At 61.8% G+C, this 17,356-nt stretch carries 15 protein-coding genes; all 15 read left to right on the top strand.

The features are described from left to right. Nucleotides 1-29 precede the first annotated feature (29 nt). The 15 genes from BJG93_RS16395 (at nucleotide 30) to atpE (ending at nucleotide 17,298) form a co-directional block, all read left to right on the top strand. Complete coding sequence (locus tag BJG93_RS16395; RefSeq protein WP_027199278.1) at nucleotides 30-1,244, top strand: ABC transporter substrate-binding protein; 1,215 nt, start codon at nucleotides 30-32, stop codon at nucleotides 1,242-1,244. Between the two features lie 189 nt (nucleotides 1,245-1,433). Then, complete coding sequence (locus BJG93_RS16390) at nucleotides 1,434-2,318, top strand: branched-chain amino acid ABC transporter permease (protein ID WP_027199277.1); 885 nt, start codon at nucleotides 1,434-1,436, stop codon at nucleotides 2,316-2,318. Then, on the top strand, nucleotides 2,318-3,289 hold the full coding sequence (locus BJG93_RS16385) for a branched-chain amino acid ABC transporter permease (protein WP_027199276.1): 972 nt from the start codon (nucleotides 2,318-2,320) through the stop codon (nucleotides 3,287-3,289). The genes BJG93_RS16390 and BJG93_RS16385 overlap by 1 nt, the downstream gene beginning before the upstream one ends. A gap of 557 nt (nucleotides 3,290-3,846) precedes the next feature. Then, nucleotides 3,847-5,013, top strand: coding sequence for an ABC transporter substrate-binding protein (locus tag BJG93_RS16380; RefSeq protein WP_027199275.1), 1,167 nt, complete (start codon nucleotides 3,847-3,849; stop codon nucleotides 5,011-5,013). A 213-nt stretch (nucleotides 5,014-5,226) separates the two neighbouring features. Beyond that, nucleotides 5,227-6,387: an ABC transporter substrate-binding protein gene (locus BJG93_RS16375; RefSeq protein WP_027199274.1), complete on the top strand. Its 1,161-nt coding sequence runs from the start codon at nucleotides 5,227-5,229 to the stop codon at nucleotides 6,385-6,387. Between the two features lie 219 nt (nucleotides 6,388-6,606). Further along, the gene (locus BJG93_RS16370; RefSeq protein WP_027199273.1) at nucleotides 6,607-7,662 is read left to right on the top strand and encodes a branched-chain amino acid ABC transporter permease; all 1,056 of its coding nucleotides are present in this window, start codon (nucleotides 6,607-6,609) and stop codon (nucleotides 7,660-7,662) included. A 4-nt stretch (nucleotides 7,663-7,666) separates the two neighbouring features. Next, a complete protein-coding gene (locus BJG93_RS16365) occupies nucleotides 7,667-9,451 on the top strand; it encodes a branched-chain amino acid ABC transporter ATP-binding protein/permease (RefSeq protein WP_051374449.1) in 1,785 nt (594 codons plus the stop codon). After that, nucleotides 9,451-10,227 carry an ABC transporter ATP-binding protein gene (locus BJG93_RS16360; RefSeq protein ID WP_034479750.1) on the top strand — a complete coding sequence of 259 codons (777 nt, stop codon included), beginning with the start codon at nucleotides 9,451-9,453 and terminating at the stop codon, nucleotides 10,225-10,227. Before BJG93_RS16365 ends, BJG93_RS16360 begins: the two co-directional genes overlap by 1 nt. Nucleotides 10,228-10,397: 170 nt before the next feature. Continuing rightward, nucleotides 10,398-12,356 carry a tRNA uridine-5-carboxymethylaminomethyl(34) synthesis enzyme MnmG gene (gene mnmG / locus BJG93_RS16355; RefSeq protein ID WP_027199270.1) on the top strand — a complete coding sequence of 653 codons (1,959 nt, stop codon included), beginning with the start codon at nucleotides 10,398-10,400 and terminating at the stop codon, nucleotides 12,354-12,356. Continuing rightward, nucleotides 12,353-13,036, top strand: a complete 684-nt coding sequence (rsmG, locus tag BJG93_RS16350) for a 16S rRNA (guanine(527)-N(7))-methyltransferase RsmG (RefSeq protein ID WP_027199269.1) — start codon at nucleotides 12,353-12,355, stop codon at nucleotides 13,034-13,036. The genes mnmG and rsmG overlap by 4 nt, the downstream gene beginning before the upstream one ends. Nucleotides 13,037-13,106: 70 nt before the next feature. After that, entirely contained in the window at nucleotides 13,107-13,898 is a 792-nt protein-coding gene (locus BJG93_RS16345) for a ParA family protein (protein ID WP_027199268.1), read from the top strand. A gap of 18 nt (nucleotides 13,899-13,916) precedes the next feature. Beyond that, nucleotides 13,917-14,804, top strand: coding sequence for a ParB/RepB/Spo0J family partition protein (locus BJG93_RS16340; RefSeq protein WP_027199267.1), 888 nt, complete (start codon nucleotides 13,917-13,919; stop codon nucleotides 14,802-14,804). Between the two features lie 580 nt (nucleotides 14,805-15,384). Beyond that, nucleotides 15,385-15,930 carry an ATP synthase subunit I gene (locus BJG93_RS16335; RefSeq protein WP_027199266.1) on the top strand — a complete coding sequence of 182 codons (546 nt, stop codon included), beginning with the start codon at nucleotides 15,385-15,387 and terminating at the stop codon, nucleotides 15,928-15,930. Between the two features lie 165 nt (nucleotides 15,931-16,095). Then, nucleotides 16,096-16,947 (top strand): F0F1 ATP synthase subunit A, encoded by an 852-nt coding sequence (atpB, locus tag BJG93_RS16330; RefSeq protein WP_027199265.1) that lies wholly within the window; start codon nucleotides 16,096-16,098, stop codon nucleotides 16,945-16,947. Between the two features lie 81 nt (nucleotides 16,948-17,028). Further along, a complete protein-coding gene (atpE, locus tag BJG93_RS16325; protein WP_007180033.1) occupies nucleotides 17,029-17,298 on the top strand; it encodes a F0F1 ATP synthase subunit C in 270 nt (89 codons plus the stop codon). Nucleotides 17,299-17,356: the final 58 nt, after the last annotated feature.

The following is a 17,356-nucleotide window of genomic DNA, read 5'->3' as shown; positions in this document are numbered from 1 at the left end:
AACCACAAACGAAGAACCAGGAGACACGCATGAAAAAGAACCCACTCGCGCGGCTTGCCTCACTCTGTTTCGCGGTCGCCGCCGGCACCGCGCTCACGCTGGGCAGCGCGCAAGCGGCCGACGATGCCGTGAAGATCGGCTTCATTACTGATATGTCGGGGCTGTACGCGGATATCGACGGGCAGGGCGGTCTCGAAGCGATTCGGATGGCGGTCGCCGACTTCGGCGGCAAGGTCAACGGTAAGCCGATCACGGTGCTGTACGCGGATCACCAGAACAAGGCGGACATCGCGGCGTCGCGGGCTCGCGAATGGTTCGACCGCGACGGCGTCGACATGGTGGTCGGCGGCACGAACTCGGCGACCGCGCTGTCGACGAACACCGTCGCGGGCGAGAAGCACAAGATCTATATCAGCGTCGGCGCCGGCGCCGATACGTTGACCAACGAGCAATGCACGCCGTACACGATCCACTACGCCTACGACACGACCGCGCTCGCGAACGGCACAGGCTCGGCCGTGACGAAGCAGGGCGGCAAGACCTGGTACTTCCTGACCGCCGACTACGCTTTCGGCAAGGCGCTCGAAAAAGCGACCTCGGAGGTCGTGAAGGCGAACGGCGGCCAGGTGCTCGGCGCGGTGCGTCATCCGCTGTCGGCGTCGGACTTCTCGTCGTTCCTGCTGCAGGCGCAGGCGTCGAAGGCGCAGATCCTCGGCCTCGCGAACGCGGGCGGCGACACGATCAACGCGATCAAGGCCGCGAAGGAATTCGGCATCACCAAGACGATGAAGCTCGCCGCGCTGCTGATGTTCATCGACGACGTGCACAGCCTCGGTCTTGAAACGACGCAAGGTCTCGTGTTGACCGACAGCTGGTACTGGAACAAGGACGCCGAGACGCGTAAGTGGTCGCAGCGCTACTTCGACAAGATGAAGAAGATGCCGTCGAGCCTGCAGGCTGCCGACTACTCGGCGACGATGAACTATCTGAAGGCGGTGCAGGCGGTGGGCTCGACCGATCCGGACAAGGTGATGGCGCAGTTGCACAAGACGAAGATCGACGACTTCTACGCGAAGGGCTACATCCGTCAGGACGGCAGCATGATCCACGACATGTACCTGATGCAGGTGAAGACGCCGGCCGAATCGAAGGAGCCGTGGGATTACTACAAGATCACTGCGACGATTCCGGGCGATCAGGTCTTCACGACCAAGGCGCAGACCCGCTGCGCGCTGTGGAAGTAAGCGCCGGCGCAGTAAGCGGTCGAGGACCGCGCAGACCTGAGAGAACCGCCGGCGGTGCAGGGGCACGCGCTGGCGGCGAACCGTTTCAGATGCCGCACGTGATGAGCAGCGTCGCCGCTCGTCGCGTGCCGGCCGGATCGTGCGTCACCGATCTCACCTTGACGATGGCTTGAAGGGCTAAGGGCTTCAATGGACATCTTTGGCGTTCCGCTACCGGCGATGCTGAGCCAGCTTCTGCTCGGGCTCGTGAACGGCTCGTTCTACGCGATTTTGAGCCTCGGGCTGGCGATTATTTTCGGCCTGCTCAACGTGATCAACTTCGCGCATGGCGCGCTGTTCATGCTCGGGGCGATGCTCGCGTGGATGGGGCTGTCGTATTTCAATCTGCCGTACTGGGCGATGCTCGTGCTCGCGCCGCTGATCGTCGGGCTGGTCGGCGTCGTGATCGAGCGCTCGATGCTGCGCTGGCTGTACAAGCTCGATCATCTGTATGGCCTGTTGCTGACGTTTGGCCTCACTCTCGTGATCGAAGGCGTGTTCCATTCGATCTACGGCTCGTCGGGTCAGCCGTACGACGTGCCCTCGGTGCTGTCGGGCGCGACCAATCTCGGCTTCATGTATCTGCCGAACTATCGCGCGTGGGTGGTCGTTGCGTCGCTCGTCGTGTGCTTTGCGACCTGGTTCGTGATCGAGAAGACGCGGCTTGGCGCGTACCTGCGCGCGGGCACCGAAAATCCGAAGCTCGTCGAGGCGTTCGGCGTCAACGTGCCGCTGATGATTACGCTGACCTACGGCTTCGGCGTCGCGCTCGCGGCGTTTGCCGGCGTGCTTGCCGCGCCGGTGATTCAGGTCTCGCCGCTGATGGGCCAGTCAATGATCATCACCGTGTTCGCAGTGGTCGTGATCGGCGGGATGGGCTCGATCATGGGCTCGATTCTGACCGGCCTGATGCTCGGCGTCGTCGAGGGACTCACGCGGGTGTTCTACCCCGAAGCGTCGGCGACCGTCGTCTTCGTGATCATGGCGCTCGTGCTGCTCGTGCGTCCGGCGGGTCTTTTCGGCAGGGAAAAATGATGCAGAGAAAAGTGCTCTACGGTCTGCTGCTGATCGTGCTGCTCGCGGTGCCGGTGCTCGGCATCTATCCGCTCTTCGTGATGAAGGTGCTGTGCTTCGCGCTGTTCGCGGGCGCCTTCAATCTGCTGATCGGCTATACGGGCTTGCTGTCCTTCGGTCATGCGATGTTTCTCGCGTCGGCCGGTTACGTGACCGGCTATGCGATGCAGACGCTCGGCTTTTCGCCGGAGCTCGGCGTGCTGAGCGGCACCGCGGCGGCGACGCTGCTTGGACTCGTCGTCGGCTTCTTCGCGATCCGCCGTCAGGGTATCTACTTCGCGATGGTGACGCTCGCGCTCGCGCAGATGGTCTACTTCGTGTTCTTGCAGACGCCGTTCACGCACGGGGAAGACGGCCTGCAAGGGGTGCCGCGCGGCAAGCTGTTCGGCGTGCTCGATCTCTCTTCGGACGTCGCGCTGTATTTCGTCGTGCTCGCGGTGATCGTCGCGGCTTTCCTGCTGATCGTGCGGATCGTGCATTCGCCGTTCGGGCAGGTGCTCGTCGCGATCAAGGAAAACGAGCCCCGCGCGGTATCGCTCGGCTATGACACTGATCGTTTCAAGCTGCTCGCATTCATTTTGTCGGCCGGCATCGCGGGTCTCGCGGGTTCGCTGAAGGTGCTGGTGCAGGGCTTCGAAACACTCAGCGATGCCTATTGGACAATGTCCGGACTCGTGATCCTGATGACGCTGGTGGGCGGCATGGGCACGCTGTTCGGCCCATTGCTCGGGGCCGCGCTGATCGTGTCGCTCGAAGACAGGCTCGGCGATATCGGCTCGGCGCTCGCGTCGATGACCGGCATCGACTGGTTCCGCTCGCTGGGTGAGTCGGTGACGATCGTCACGGGCCTGATTTTTATCGCGTGTGTGCTGGCGTTCCGGCGTGGCATCGTCGGTGAGATCGTCGCGCGAGTGCGGCCGTTGCGGGCCTGAGATAGGCCGCTCGATCCCGCCCGCGAGGTCGCGAACTTGATGCAGTGCGGTACGCCATTGCTTCGGTATCCGATCTAGTTGGACCTCGCGCTGAAAGCGCGCCGAATCAAGCAATTGAGCGAAGCCGCGGCAAACAATGTGACGAAATGGACCGAGCGCGCCCCAATCGGGTGCCGCAGTGCACCACTAGGGTAATTGCTAGTTGTTACTGCTTAGGTGGTCGTTTAATCTTCATGCAGTTCTGATGCACCACGAATTTGCAGGTGGAGAACGAGGAGACAATTGAGGCACTCAGTGCCCAGAAGAAAGCGCTGTTGGATTGATATCCAACAGCGCTTTTTTTATTGTTTTTTGAACCTTGTCCGGCGCAATGTCCCGGTTATTTCGCGAGCCATTTTTTATTGTGCGTAAGCCGCGGCATGTCAACGTCAGAAGCCTGCGAATCGCTTGCGACACCGCACTTGCGTCCGATAAACTCGCTATTCACCGACCACTGGGTTGGCAATCAAATCCGTGGATCTTATTGCATTAAATAACGGGGCTAATAGAGGAGCAGGATGAAGTCGGCATTGCGTTGGATCAGCGCGGCATTAGTCGCCACTGGAGTTTCGGCCGCGTGGAGCGGCCATGCATTCGCGGACGTGAAAATCGGCGTTACCGTGTCGGCAACAGGGCCGGCCGCTTCGCTCGGCATTCCGGAAAAGAACACGATTGCGTTGCTGCCGAAAGAAGTGGCAGGCCAAAGGATCGATTACATCGTTCTCGACGACGCAACCGATTCCACCCAGGCGGTCAAGAACGCCCGCAAGCTCACTAGCGAAGACCACGTCGATGCGCTGATCGGTTCGACCGTCGTGCCGAACTCGCTCGCCATGATCGACATCGCCGCCGAAACTTCCACGCCGATGATCTCGCTGGCCGCGGCCGCGGGCATCGTCGAGCCGATGGATACGAAGCGCGCATGGGTCTTCAAGACGCCGCAAAACGACATCCTGATGGCTACCGCGATTGCGCAGCATATGGCCAATCACGGCGTGAAATCGGTCGCGTTCATCGGCTTTTCCGACGCGTACGGCGAGAGCTGGTTCAAGGAATTCAGCAAGGCCGCTGATCTCGCGAAGATCAAGATCGTCGCGAACGAGCGCTTCGCGCGCAACGACGCATCGGTCACAGGCCAGGTGCTGAAGATGATGTCGCAGAACCCGGACGCGGTGCTGATCGCCGGTGCCGGCACGCCAGCGGCGCTGCCGCAAAAAACGCTGAAAGAGCGCGGCTATAAAGGCAAGTACTACCAGACGCACGGCGTCGCGAACAACGACTTCCTGCGCGTGTGCGGCAAGGATTGCGAAGCCACGTGGCTGCCCGCCGGCCCGCTGCTGGTCGCTGAGCAACTGCCTGATGCGAATCCGGTGAAGAAGAGCGCGCTCGCGTACAAGCACGCGTATGAAATCGCGTATGGCGCCGGCTCGGTGTCGACGTTTGGAGGTCACGCATGGGACGCGGGTCTACTGTTGCAGCATGCGATCCCGCTCGCGTTGAAGAAGGGCCAGCCGGGCACGCCAGCATTTCGCGAGGCGCTGCGCGCCGCGCTCGAAAGCACGAAAGATCTGCCCGCGTCGCACGGCATCGTCAACATGAGCGCGCACGACCACGCAGGCCTGGATCAACGGGCGCGCGTGATGGTGCAGATCGCCGACGGCAAGTGGAAGCTCGCCGGCGACTGAGCGAAGGCTCTGCGCCACGGGACCTCATCGAAAAAGACGCGTGCAGTTGACGCGTCTTTTTTTATTACCCGCGCGAGGCGTCCAGATCGCGCAAACCGCGCCGGAAAGGGAAAACCATGCTTGGCGTACCTGAACCCGCTGACTAAATTCACACACCCGGCTCGGCAAGCCGGCTTACAGATAGGCGCTTTTCAACGCGTTTGGAGACTCGCAATGAAAAAGACAAGCTATTGGGTACGCACCAGCATCGCGATGGTGTTGATGTGCGGCGCGGGGGCGGCATTCGCGCAGGTGAAGATCGGCGTCACGCTGTCGACGACGGGCCCAGCCGCATCGCTCGGGATTCCTGAGAAGAATACGATCGCGTTGCTGCCGAAGGAGATCGGCGGCAAGACCGTGCAGTACATCATTCTTGACGACGGGTCGGACACCAGCAAGGCCGTGCAGAACACGCACAAGCTGATCGATGAAGACCATGTCGACGCGATCATCGGCTCGACCGTCACACCCAATTCGCTCGCGATGCTCGACCCCGCCGCTGAGGGCAAGACGCCGGTGATCTCGCTCGCGGCATCGGCCGCGATCATCCAGCCGATGGATGCGAAGCGCGCATGGGCGTTCAAGCCACCGCAAAACGACAGCCTGATGGCCGATGCGATCGCCGATTACATGCAGCGTCACGGCGTGAAGACGGTCGGCTTCATCGGCTTCTCGGACGCATACGGCGACAGCTGGAACACGACGTTCGACGCCGCGGCGAAAGCGCATAACCTGAAGATCGTGTCGAACGAGCGCTTCGCCCGCACCGATGCATCGGTGACCGGCCAGGTGTTGAAGACGATGGGCGCGAATCCCGACGCGGTGCTGATCGCGGGCTCGGGCACGCCGTCGGCGCTGCCGGCCAAAACGCTGAAGGAGCGTGGCTACAAGGGCAAGATCTATCAGACGCATGGCGTCGCGAACAACGACTTCCTGCGCGTGTGCGGCAAGGATTGCGAAGGCGAGTTGCTGCCGGCCGGTCCGATTCTGGTCGCCGATCAATTGCCGGACTCGAACCCGGTGAAGAAGTCGTCGGAGGCCTATAAGAACGCGTACGAGAAGGCGTATGGCGCCGGTTCGGTCGCGACCTTCGGCGGTCACGCATGGGATGCCGGCGAGATGCTGCAGGCCGCGATTCCAGTCGCGCTGAAGACGGCGCAGCCGGGCACGCCCGAGTTCCGCGTGGCGCTGCGCAACGCGCTCGAAAACATCAAGGAGCTGCCGGTATCGCACGGCATCATGAACACCACGGCGACCGACCATAACGGTCTCGACCAGCGCGCGCGCGTGATGGTGCAGATCGTCGACGGCAAGTGGAAGCTGCAGAACGATTAAGACCATTTACAAAGACAACTAGCGGTACGCGCCTCTCGCGCAATTTGCGGTGCATGACGCCGCATTGCCATTGGGTTCGACGACAATGGTATCGACCGCCGCGCCGTGTCCCGGCGCGGCGGTTGTCTTTTCAGACATCGCAGGTCGATGGGCGGCTATTGGCCGCGCCGGCATGCCTGTTTCCCGTTTTTCCGATTTCGACGCTCAGGACGAGGAAGTATGGATCTATCAATTGCGGCGATCCTCGCGCAGGACGGCATCACGACCGGCGCGATCTACGCGCTGCTCGCGCTGGCGCTGGTGCTGGTGTTCTCCGTCACGCGGGTGATCTTCATCCCGCAAGGGGAGTTCGTGTCGTACGGTGCGTTGACGCTCGCCGCACTGCAAACGCAGAAGTTTCCCGCGACCTGCTGGCTGCTGATGGCGATGGGCGCCGCCTGTTTCGTCGTCGAGACGGCGGACGTACTGCGGCACGCGGGGCGGCGCCGTCATGCGGCGCGCGCGCTGCCTGTGCTCGCAGGGAAGTACCTGCTGTTTCCGATCGCGGTCTACGCGCTCACGCGCGGCATCTTCCTGCAGCCGCTGCCGATGATCGTGCAGATCGCGCTGACGCTCCTGATCGTGATTCCGATGGGCCCGTTCGTTTATCGGCTCGCGTATGAGCCGATCGCTGAGGCGACCACGCTGCTGCTGTTGATCGTCGCGGTGGCTGTACATTTCGCGATGGTCGGTCTCGGCCTCGTGATGTTCGGCGCTGAAGGTTCGCGCACCAACGCGTTTTCCGATGCGACGTTCAGCATCGGCACGTTGTCGATCTCCGGACAGAGCCTGTGGGTGATCGGCACCGCGGTCGCGCTGATCGGTGCGCTTTATTTGTACTTCGATCGTTCGATCTCGGGCAAGGCGTTGCGCGCGACGTCGGTGAACCGGCTCGGCGCGCGGCTCGTCGGTATCGGCACGACGCAGGCGGGACGCCTTGCGTTCACGCTCGCGGCAGGACTCGGCGCGCTGTGCGGCATCCTCGTCGCGCCGCTCACGACGATCTACTACGACTCGGGCTTCCTGATCGGTCTTAAAGGCTTCGTGGGCGCGATCATCGGCGGTCTGGTCAGCTATCCGCTCGCGGCGGCCGGCTCGATTCTCGTCGGACTGCTCGAGTCGTATTCGTCGTTCTGGGCCAGCGCTTATAAGGAAGTGATCGTGTTCACGCTAATCATCCCGGTGCTGCTGTGGCGCAGTCTCGCGAGCCCGCACGCCGAAGAGGAACAGGAGTGACGCGATGAAACGGATCATGCAAAAGAAGTTCTTCTGGTTGTTCCTCGTGGTGCTGTTCGCGCTGCCGGTATTGCCATATCCGATCCATGTGCCCGAGTACTGGGTCACGCTGCTGAACTACATCGGCCTGTATTCGATCGTCGCGATCGGCCTCGTTCTGTTGACCGGTATCGGTGGAATGACGAGCTTCGGGCAGGCGGCGTTCGTCGGCATCGGCGCCTATGCAACCGCGTATCTGACCACGAACTTCGGCGTGTCGCCGTGGCTCGCATTGATCGCGGGCGTGATCGTGACCGCAGTAGTCGCGCTGATGCTCGGTCTCGTGACGATGCGCCTGTCCGGTCACTTCCTGCCGCTCGGCACGATTGCGTGGGGGCTCGCGCTGTTCTACCTGTTCGGCAATCTCGACATGCTCGGCAAGTACGACGGCATTAACGGCATTCCGGTGCTGAATGTTTTTGGGATCAACCTGGAGTCCGGCCGCCACATCTATTACCTGATCTGGGCGGCCGTGCTCGGTGCGGTCGTCTCTGTTCAGAATCTGCTTAATAGTCGACCGGGTCGCGCGATCCGCGCGCTGCGCGGCGGTGGTTTGATGGCCGAGGCGATGGGCGTCAACACCGGCTGGATGCGCGTCGTGATCTTCGTCTACGCGGCGGTGCTCGCGTCGGTGTCGGGTTTTCTATACGCGCACCTGCAGCGCGCGGTGAATCCGACGCCGTTCGGCCTGAACCACGGCATCGAGTTTCTGTTCATGGCGGTGGTGGGCGGCGTCTCGCACGTGTGGGGCGCGGTCCTCGGCGCGGCGATCCTGACCGTGCTGCAGGATTATCTTCAGACGCTGCTGCCGAAGCTGCTCGGCGAGAACGGCAACTTCGAGGTGATCGTGTTCGGCATCATCATGGTGCTGTTGCTTCAGTACGCGCGGCAAGGCGTGTGGCCGTTCGTCGCGCGCTTTTTTCCGCGCGGGCCGCGTGCGCATCTCGCCGATCGTGCCGAGCCTCTGCCGCAGCGCGATAAGCCGCAGGCGGGCGAGGATCTGCTGACGGTGAACAAGGCGCGCAAGCAGTTCGGCGGTCTGGTCGCGGTGAACGACGTGAGCTTCGATGTGAAAGCGGGGCAGATCATCGGGCTGATCGGGCCGAACGGCGCGGGGAAGTCGACGACGTTCAATCTCGTAACCGGTGTGCTACAGGCGACGAGCGGCGAGGTGAGATTCCGCGGCGAGCGCATCGATGCACTCAGTGCACGTGAAATCGTCAGGCGGGGCATCGGCCGGACGTTCCAGCACGTGAAGCTGCTGCCGGGCATGACCGTGCTGGAGAACGTCGCGATCGGGGCACACTTGCGCGGTCATGCGGGTGTGTGGCGCAGCATCGTGCGGCTGAACAGCGCGGAAGAGGCGCGACTCATGGCCGAGGCTGCGCGGCAGATTCGCCGCGTCGGCCTTGAACAGCATATGTATGACGAAGCGGGCAGCCTCGCGCTCGGCCAGCAACGGATTCTCGAAATTGCGCGCGCGCTGTGCTGCGACCCGACCTTGCTTCTGCTCGACGAGCCGGCCGCTGGTCTGCGCTATCAGGAAAAGCTTCGACTCGCCGAACTGCTGCGCAGGCTGAGGGCGGAAGGGATGAGCGTGCTGCTCGTCGAACACGACATGGACTTCGTGATGAATCTGACGGACCGGCTCGTGGTGATGGAATTCGGCACGCGGATCGCCGAGGGTTTGCCGCAGGAAGTGCAGCAGGATCCGGCGGTACTCGAAGCGTATCTGGGTGGGGTGGAATGATGGCGACCGCGATGACGACCGGTGTGGCGGCGGCGGGGCCGATTCTCGAAGTGCATCACTTGTCGGTCCGCTATGGCAAGGTCGAGGCGCTGCACGATGCCGCGATCAGGGTCGGGGCGGGGCAGATCGTCTCCGTGATCGGCCCGAACGGCGCAGGCAAGTCGACACTGCTAAATGCGATCATGGGTGCACTGCCGGCTTCCGGCCATGCGAACGGCGCGATTACCTACCAAGGCGACGACGTCAGCGCCATGCCGGTCGAAAGGCGCGTTGCGCTGGGTATGTGTTTGGTGCCGGAAAAGCGCGAGCTGTTCGCGTCGATGACGGTCGAAGACAATCTCCTGCTGGGTGCTTATCGGCGCAAGCGGGCAGGCGAGCGCAACTTTCTCGATCAACTCCAACCGGTGTTCGAGCTGTTTCCGCGGCTGAAGGAGCGGCGCAAGCAGGCGGCCGGCACGCTTTCTGGCGGCGAGCGACAGATGCTCGCCGTCGGGCGCGCGCTGATGGGCAAACCCGATCTGCTGATGCTAGACGAACCCAGTCTTGGTCTCGCACCGCTAATCGTGAAGGAAATCTTCCACATCATCAGCGCGTTACGGCAGACGGGCGTCGCGACGCTGCTGATCGAACAGAACGCGCGCGCCGCATTGCAGATATCGGATTACGGCTATGTGCTGGAAACCGGCGAGCTGGCGCTGGAAGGGGCCGCGACCGACCTCGCGCAGAATCCTCGGGTAATCGAAACCTATCTGGGCCTCGCCAAAAGAGTCGCGTAAGCCCGCATTGTTCGCTAGTCGGTGGCTCTCGAAGCGGTGTGTTTCACGTGAAACACACCGCTTTTTATCGTTCACCGTCCGGACGAAATTCGGGCCGAAACCGAACCCGTTATAATTCGCCCATACATTCCTTTAAAGGCTCACGCGACGATCTGGCGTGAGATCCCGCGATGCTTTTTCCCACAGAATTTGACGTAATTGTCGTCGGCGGCGGTCATGCCGGCACCGAAGCCGCTTTGGCATCGGCGCGCATGGGCAATAAAACGCTACTTTTGACCCATAACATCGAGACGCTCGGGCAGATGAGCTGCAATCCGTCGATCGGCGGCATTGGAAAGGGACATCTGGTCAAGGAAGTCGACGCGCTCGGCGGCGCCATGGCGGCTTCAACCGACGAAAGCGGCATCCAGTTCCGTATCCTCAATTCGTCGAAAGGACCTGCCGTTCGTGCGACCCGCGCCCAAGCCGACCGTGTGCTGTACAAGGCGGCAATCCGCCATCGTCTGGAGAATCAGCCGAATCTCTGGCTATTTCAGCAGGCGGTCGACGATCTGATGGTCGAGGGTGATCGCGTCGTCGGCGCCGTCACGCAGGTCGGCATTCGTTTCCGCGCGCGCGCGGTGGTGCTAACGGCCGGTACGTTCCTCGACGGTAAGATTCACGTGGGGTTGAATAATTACACCGGTGGCCGCGCGGGCGATCCGGCCGCCATTTCGCTGTCGGCGCGATTGAAAGAGCTGAAGCTGCCGCAGGGGCGGCTCAAGACCGGGACGCCACCGCGCATCGATGGGCGCACGATCGACTATTCGCAACTCGAAGAGCAGCCGGGCGATCTCGATCCGGTGCCGGTGTTCTCGTTCCTCGGACGCGTGGAGCAGCACCCGCGCCAGGTGCCGTGCTGGGTGACGCATACGAATCAGCGGACGCACGACATTATCCGCGGCGGTCTCGATCGGTCGCCGATGTACACCGGCGTGATCGAAGGAGTGGGGCCGCGCTATTGCCCGTCGATCGAGGACAAGATTCATCGATTTGCATCGAAGGAATCGCATCAGATTTACCTCGAGCCGGAAGGCCTGACGACCAACGAGTTTTATCCGAACGGGATTTCGACGAGCCTGCCCTTCGACGTGCAGCTCGAACTGGTGCGCTCAATGCGCGGTCTCGAGCATGCACACATCCTGCGACCGGGCTACGCGATCGAGTACGACTATTTTGATCCGCGAGGGCTGAAGGCGTCGCTGGAAACCAAGGTGATCGGTGGGCTGTTCTTCGCTGGGCAGATCAATGGTACGACTGGCTATGAAGAGGCGGCGGCCCAAGGCGTTCTAGCCGGTATCAACGCCGGTCTGTACGTACAAGGCAAGAAGGCCTGGTGTCCGCGCCGCGATCAGGCTTATCTCGGCGTGCTCGTGGACGATCTGGTCACGCGCGGGGTGTCCGAGCCGTACCGCATGTTCACTAGCCGTGCGGAATATCGTCTGAGCTTAAGAGAAGACAATGCCGACATGCGGCTGACCGAGATCGGCCGGGAACTGGGTGTGGTCGACGACGCCCGCTGGGACGCCTTCAATCGCAAACGTGACGCTGTTTCACGTGAAACACAGCGGCTGCGTTCGACTTGGGTCAATCCTAAGACGTTAGCTGCGGATGAAGCGACCGCCCTGTTAGGCAAGCCGATCGACCACGAATACAGTCTCGCGGACCTGCTGCGTCGTCCGGGCGTCAGCTACGATGGCGTCTGCGGACTGCGTGACGGTACTTGCGGCGCGCCTGAGGCGCTCGCGGAAGATCCGGTGCTGCTCGCGCAGATTAAGGAACAAATCGAAATCGGTGTCAAATACCAGGGCTACATCGACCGACAGGCCGGCGAAATCGAACGCAACGAGGCGCACGAGAACACGCGTCTGCCAGAAGGGCTGGACTACGCCGAGGTCCGCGGGCTGTCGTTCGAGGCTCGTCAGAAGCTGATGCAGTTCCGGCCAGAAACGATTGGACAGGCGTCGCGCATTTCGGGGATCACGCCTGCCGCGATTTCGCTGCTGATGGTCCACCTGAAGCGCGGTCTCGGGCGTCGTCCGCCGAACCCCGCCGAACCCGGCGTCGACAGCGCGCCGGCGGTGCAATGACGGCAGCACAGAGGGGAATCGACCAGCATGCCCTGGCGTCGCTGCTGGCGATTGGTGCCCGCGAGCTTGGCTTGGAACTGAGCGACGAGCAACAGCGCAAGCTGCTCGATTACGTCGTTCTGCTTGCAAAGTGGAACAACGTGTACAACCTGACGGCGATCCGCGATCCGCGGCAGATGCTGATCCAGCACATCCTCGATTCGCTGTCGATCGTGCCGCATCTGGCGCCGCGCGGGCCGTCGTCAGTGCTCGACGTCGGTTCGGGCGGTGGTCTGCCGGGTATCGTACTCGCGATCGTGCTGCCCGGTTGGACTATCACGACGAACGATATCGTCCAGAAAAAGACGGCTTTTCAGGCACAGGCGAGAGCGGAACTGGGCCTGGGGAACCTGTCGGTTGTGACCGGCCGCGTCGAGACGCTGCAGCTTGGCGCCGAAGTAGCGGCAAAGTTCGACGTAATCGTCTCGCGCGCATTCGCAGAACTCGCGGATTTCGTTACACTGGCCCGTCATCTGGTTGCCGACCAGGGTGCTATCTGGGCGATGAAGGGTGTGCGGCCAGATGGCGAAATCGGGCGGCTACCGGCGGGTGCTCACGTGGAGCAGATCATCCGGCTGGACGTGCCGATGCTCGACGCCGAGCGACATCTGATCGAGGTGCGGGTGCACGCCGAAAGCTGACGGCCGCCGCGGCCTCGAAGCACTCTCAACGACTTTCACTTCATCAAGCAGCAAAAGGGACACACCAACGATGGCAAAAATCTTCTGCGTTGCGAACCAGAAGGGCGGCGTCGGCAAGACGACTACCGCAGTCAATCTGGCCGCGAGCCTGGCAGCGCAGGGACAGCGAGTCCTTCTCATCGATTTGGACCCGCAAGGCAATGCCACGATGGGCAGCGGTATCGACAAGGCCGAATGTGCCAACACGGTCTACGAGGTGCTCGTCGACAACCTGCCGGTGGCCGATGCACGCGTGCGGCCCGAGGCGGTCGGCTACGACGTGGTGCCCGCCAACCGAGAGCTCGCGGGCGCCGAGGTCGAACTCGTTAGCATGCAGAATCGCGAGCGTCAGCTGAAGACGGCGCTCGCGGCGGTCGAGGGCGAATACGATTTTGTGCTGATCGATTGCCCGCCTGCTTTGTCGCTGCTGACGCTCAACGGGCTGTGCGCCGCGCACGGCGTAGTCATTCCGATGCAGTGCGAATACTTCGCGCTCGAAGGGCTGTCCGATCTCGTCAACACGATCAAGCAGGTTCACGCGAATCTGAATCGCGACCTCAAAGTGATCGGTTTGCTGCGCGTGATGTTCGATCCGCGCATCACGTTGCAGCAGCAAGTCTCAGATCAATTGAAAGAGCATTTCGGCGACAAGGTCTTCGACGTGGTGATTCCACGCAACGTGCGACTGGCCGAGGCGCCCAGCTACGGGCTACCCGGTGTGGTGTTCGACAGGGCGTCGCGTGGCGCGCAGGCGTACGTGCAGTTCGGCGTCGAAATGATTGAGCGGGTGCGCGCGCTGAATGACGCGCCCCAAGCATCCTAAGCGGATCGAGGAAGCACGATGAACGCAGTAGCAAGAAAGAAGGGACTGGGGCGTGGTCTGGAGGCCTTGCTTGGCGGCACCGCGGATATCACCGAGGCGGTGGTGATCGACGGCGCGCCGCATGTGCTTCCGTTAGGCAAGATGCAGGCGGGCAAATACCAGCCGCGCACGCGCATGGACGAAGGCGCGCTGCAGGAACTCGCGGCAAGCATCCGTGCGCAAGGACTCATGCAGCCGATCCTCGTGCGTCCGATTGCGGCGGACCGCTACGAGATCATCGCGGGAGAGCGGCGTTTTCGCGCGGCGCGTCTCGCGGGCCTCGACGAGGTGCCGGTGCTTGTAAAGGACGTGCCCGACCAGGCCGCCGCGGCGATGGCGCTGATCGAAAATATTCAGCGCGAGGATCTGAACCCGCTCGAAGAGGCTCAGGGGATCCAGCGCCTGCTCGACGAATTCAATTTCACGCATGAGCAAGCGGCGGAATCGGTGGGACGCTCGCGAAGCGCGGTGTCTAACCTGCTGCGTCTGCTGAACCTCGCGACGCCGGTACAGACGATGCTGCTCGCCGGTGATCTGGACATGGGGCACGCTCGCGCGCTGCTCGCCGTCGATGCCGCGACGCAGATCACGCTGGCCAACCAGGTCGTGAACAAGCGTCTGTCCGTGCGCGAGACCGAAAAGCTGGTCGCGACGACCACGAAGGTGACGCCGGCGCTCAAGGCGCGCGCGAATCCGGATGGCGGTCGCGACACGCGACGGCTGGAAGAGGAACTGTCGGACCTGCTGTCGGCGACGGTGAAAATCAAACTCGGCCGACGTGGTCGCGGCCAGGTGCTCGTGGACTTCGGGGATCTGGACGCGTTGGAGGGGATTCTGGTCCGCCTGCGCGGGAGCGCGGACGTCTGACCGGGGATTGGCGCTAGACAGCGAAGGGTGGCGAACGGCTGACGGGCTGCGCAGCATGATTAGCCCGCGAGCCGGTTTACCTAGTGCGAGCGATTGCCGTGGATTCCTAAATTAGCTGATGCCCAAATAATCAGGAATCCTTGGTTCGAGCGCTTGATATCCAGGAGCCAACCATCGGTCATCGCCTGCATCACAAGACCGTCGATCAGCCTCGAACCTTGCGGCCAAAAGACGATTCAGGCCGATAGATGAGCTGCGCCGCTCAGCCCTTTAAAAAGGGTACCTTGTTGCAATTTCGACACGTCCGCCACCGCATTGAAATGGCCTGACAATGGACTTCGATCCATGCGATTTCCGGCAAGCGTTTTGCGGCCCCCGTCCCGCCTTACATTTGATGTGTTTAGCGCTGGCTACCACGGGTTTTATCGCATCGTGAAGACACGTTTCACGCCTTTATAGGCTGGCCTAAAGTCTTGAATTGCCTGCAACTATCGCTTACAATCGCCCGGATTTAATTGCACGGCAACCACGTAAGCGCTGCGTAAACTCGCGGGCTGAACGAGACTTTCGGAACATTGCGATGGCGGGTAAAACGTCGAATCTGTCGCCGGAGACCGGTGACGACAGACACCGCGCTGAACGCTCCGTATCCGATACGTCCGCCGGTCGGCAGTTCGATCCGGGCGAAGCGTGGGATGACGCGCAGGAAGATAACAATATCGTTCCGCTCACGCGGGCCGAGGCGGAAAAGCTGTTTGGTCCCGGCGTGGGTCGTCCGTCGCGCGTGACGCCGTTCAGGGTCGTCGCGGCGCAAATGGTCTTGTCCCTCGTTGTGACGCTGTTGTGGTGGCTGTTCTACAAGCCGCCGGGCGTTGCTGCGCTGTCCGCGTTCCTGGGGGGAGCGATCTGCTGGGTGCCGGGCGCGTTGTTCGCGGCGCGACTGAAAAAGCAGGGCGGCGCCGAGACCGTGATGAGCTGGATGGTCGGCGAAGCACTCAAGATGGGGACAACGATTGCGATGTTTGTGGCAATCGCCTTCTGGTATCACGACGTACGCTGGATTCCGCTTCTCGTGACGTACCTCATCGCGCTGAAGACTTATTGGATCGCCTTGGCGTGGCGCTAAGGTAGCAGCACAAAAAATAGCAGCAAAAAGAATTTAAGGCCGGCGCATAGTGCCGGCACGAGTGTGCGGATGAGACACAGCCCGCACCCGGCGCGCTCCCGCAATACGGTATTTCGGCGGGAGCGGCCTCGAACGATTTTCGACAATTTGGGTGGCTTTAACGATATGGCAGCTAGCGAAGGCACGCGCGCAATGGATCCGTCCGAGTACATCGCGCACCACTTGCAGAACTTTTCCACCGCACACCAGACGTCGATTTTCGACATCCATGTGTGGAATCTCGACACCCTTTTCTGGTCGATCGTGTGCGGCCTCGTCACGATCGTCTTGTTGCATCTGGCAGCCCGCAGGGCAACGTCCGGCGTGCCGGGTCGCTTTCAGTGCGCGATCGAAATGCTGGTCGAAATGGTCGAGGATCAATCGAAGGCCATGATCCACGGCTCGCGCACTTTCATTGCGCCGCTCGCGCTGACCGTGTTCGTCTGGGTCACGCTGATGAACTCGCTCGACTTCATTCCTGTCGACCTGCCGGGCCGTGTGATCGGCTGGCTGGGTCTCTCCGAAGCCATCCCGCACCACCGCATTGTGCCGACCGCCGACCTGAACGGCACGATCGGCATCGCGCTCGGCGTGTTCGTGCTGATGATTTACTACAACCTCAAGATCAAGGGCGCCGGCGGCTTCGTGCATGAGCTGCTGTCCGCTCCGTTCGGCGCGCATCCACTGCTGTGGATCCCCAACCTGGCACTGAACGTCATCGAGTTCGTCGCGAAGACGGTCTCGCTCGGCATGCGGTTGTTCGGCAACATGTATGCAGGCGAACTGTTGTTCCTGCTGATTGCCCTGCTCGGCAGCCTCTGGAGCTTCGGCGCGGACACGACGGTGCTTGGCTTCATCGGCCACGTGGTCGCCGGCACAGTGTGGTCGATCTTCCACATCCTGATCGTTCTGCTGCAGGCGTTCATTTTCATGATGCTGACGCTGGTGTACATCGGCCAGGCACACGACACGCATTAATCTGCGTTGTCGGCAAGGAATCGTAGTTTTTTAAATCCCAGTTCCAACCAGTTCTAAAAGACTTTTCACAAAGGAGTGATCATGCAAGCTTTCATCGCCAACATCCAGGGTCTGACCGCCATCGGTATCGGCATCATCATCGGCCTGGGTGCTATCGGCGCCTGTATCGGTATCGGTCTGATGGGCGGCAAGTACATCGAAGCATGTGCCCGTCAACCCGAACTGATGAACCCGCTGCAAACCAAGATGTTCCTGCTGGCTGGTCTGATCGATGCGGCGTTCCTGATTGGCGTTGGTGTGGCAATGCTGTTTGCGTTCGCGAACCCGCTGCTTTCGAAGCTGGCAGGCTGAGGTTCCTCGGAGGTTTGCGCCTGAGCTATAACAGGTAAAGGCGCAGGGCGGAACGGGT

It is taken from the genome of Paraburkholderia sprentiae WSM5005 (assembly GCF_001865575.2).
GTDB lineage: Bacteria > Pseudomonadota > Gammaproteobacteria > Burkholderiales > Burkholderiaceae > Paraburkholderia > Paraburkholderia sprentiae.
The sequence above is the reverse complement of the archived record's forward strand: the minus strand, read 5'-3'. Positions and strand labels throughout refer to the sequence as shown.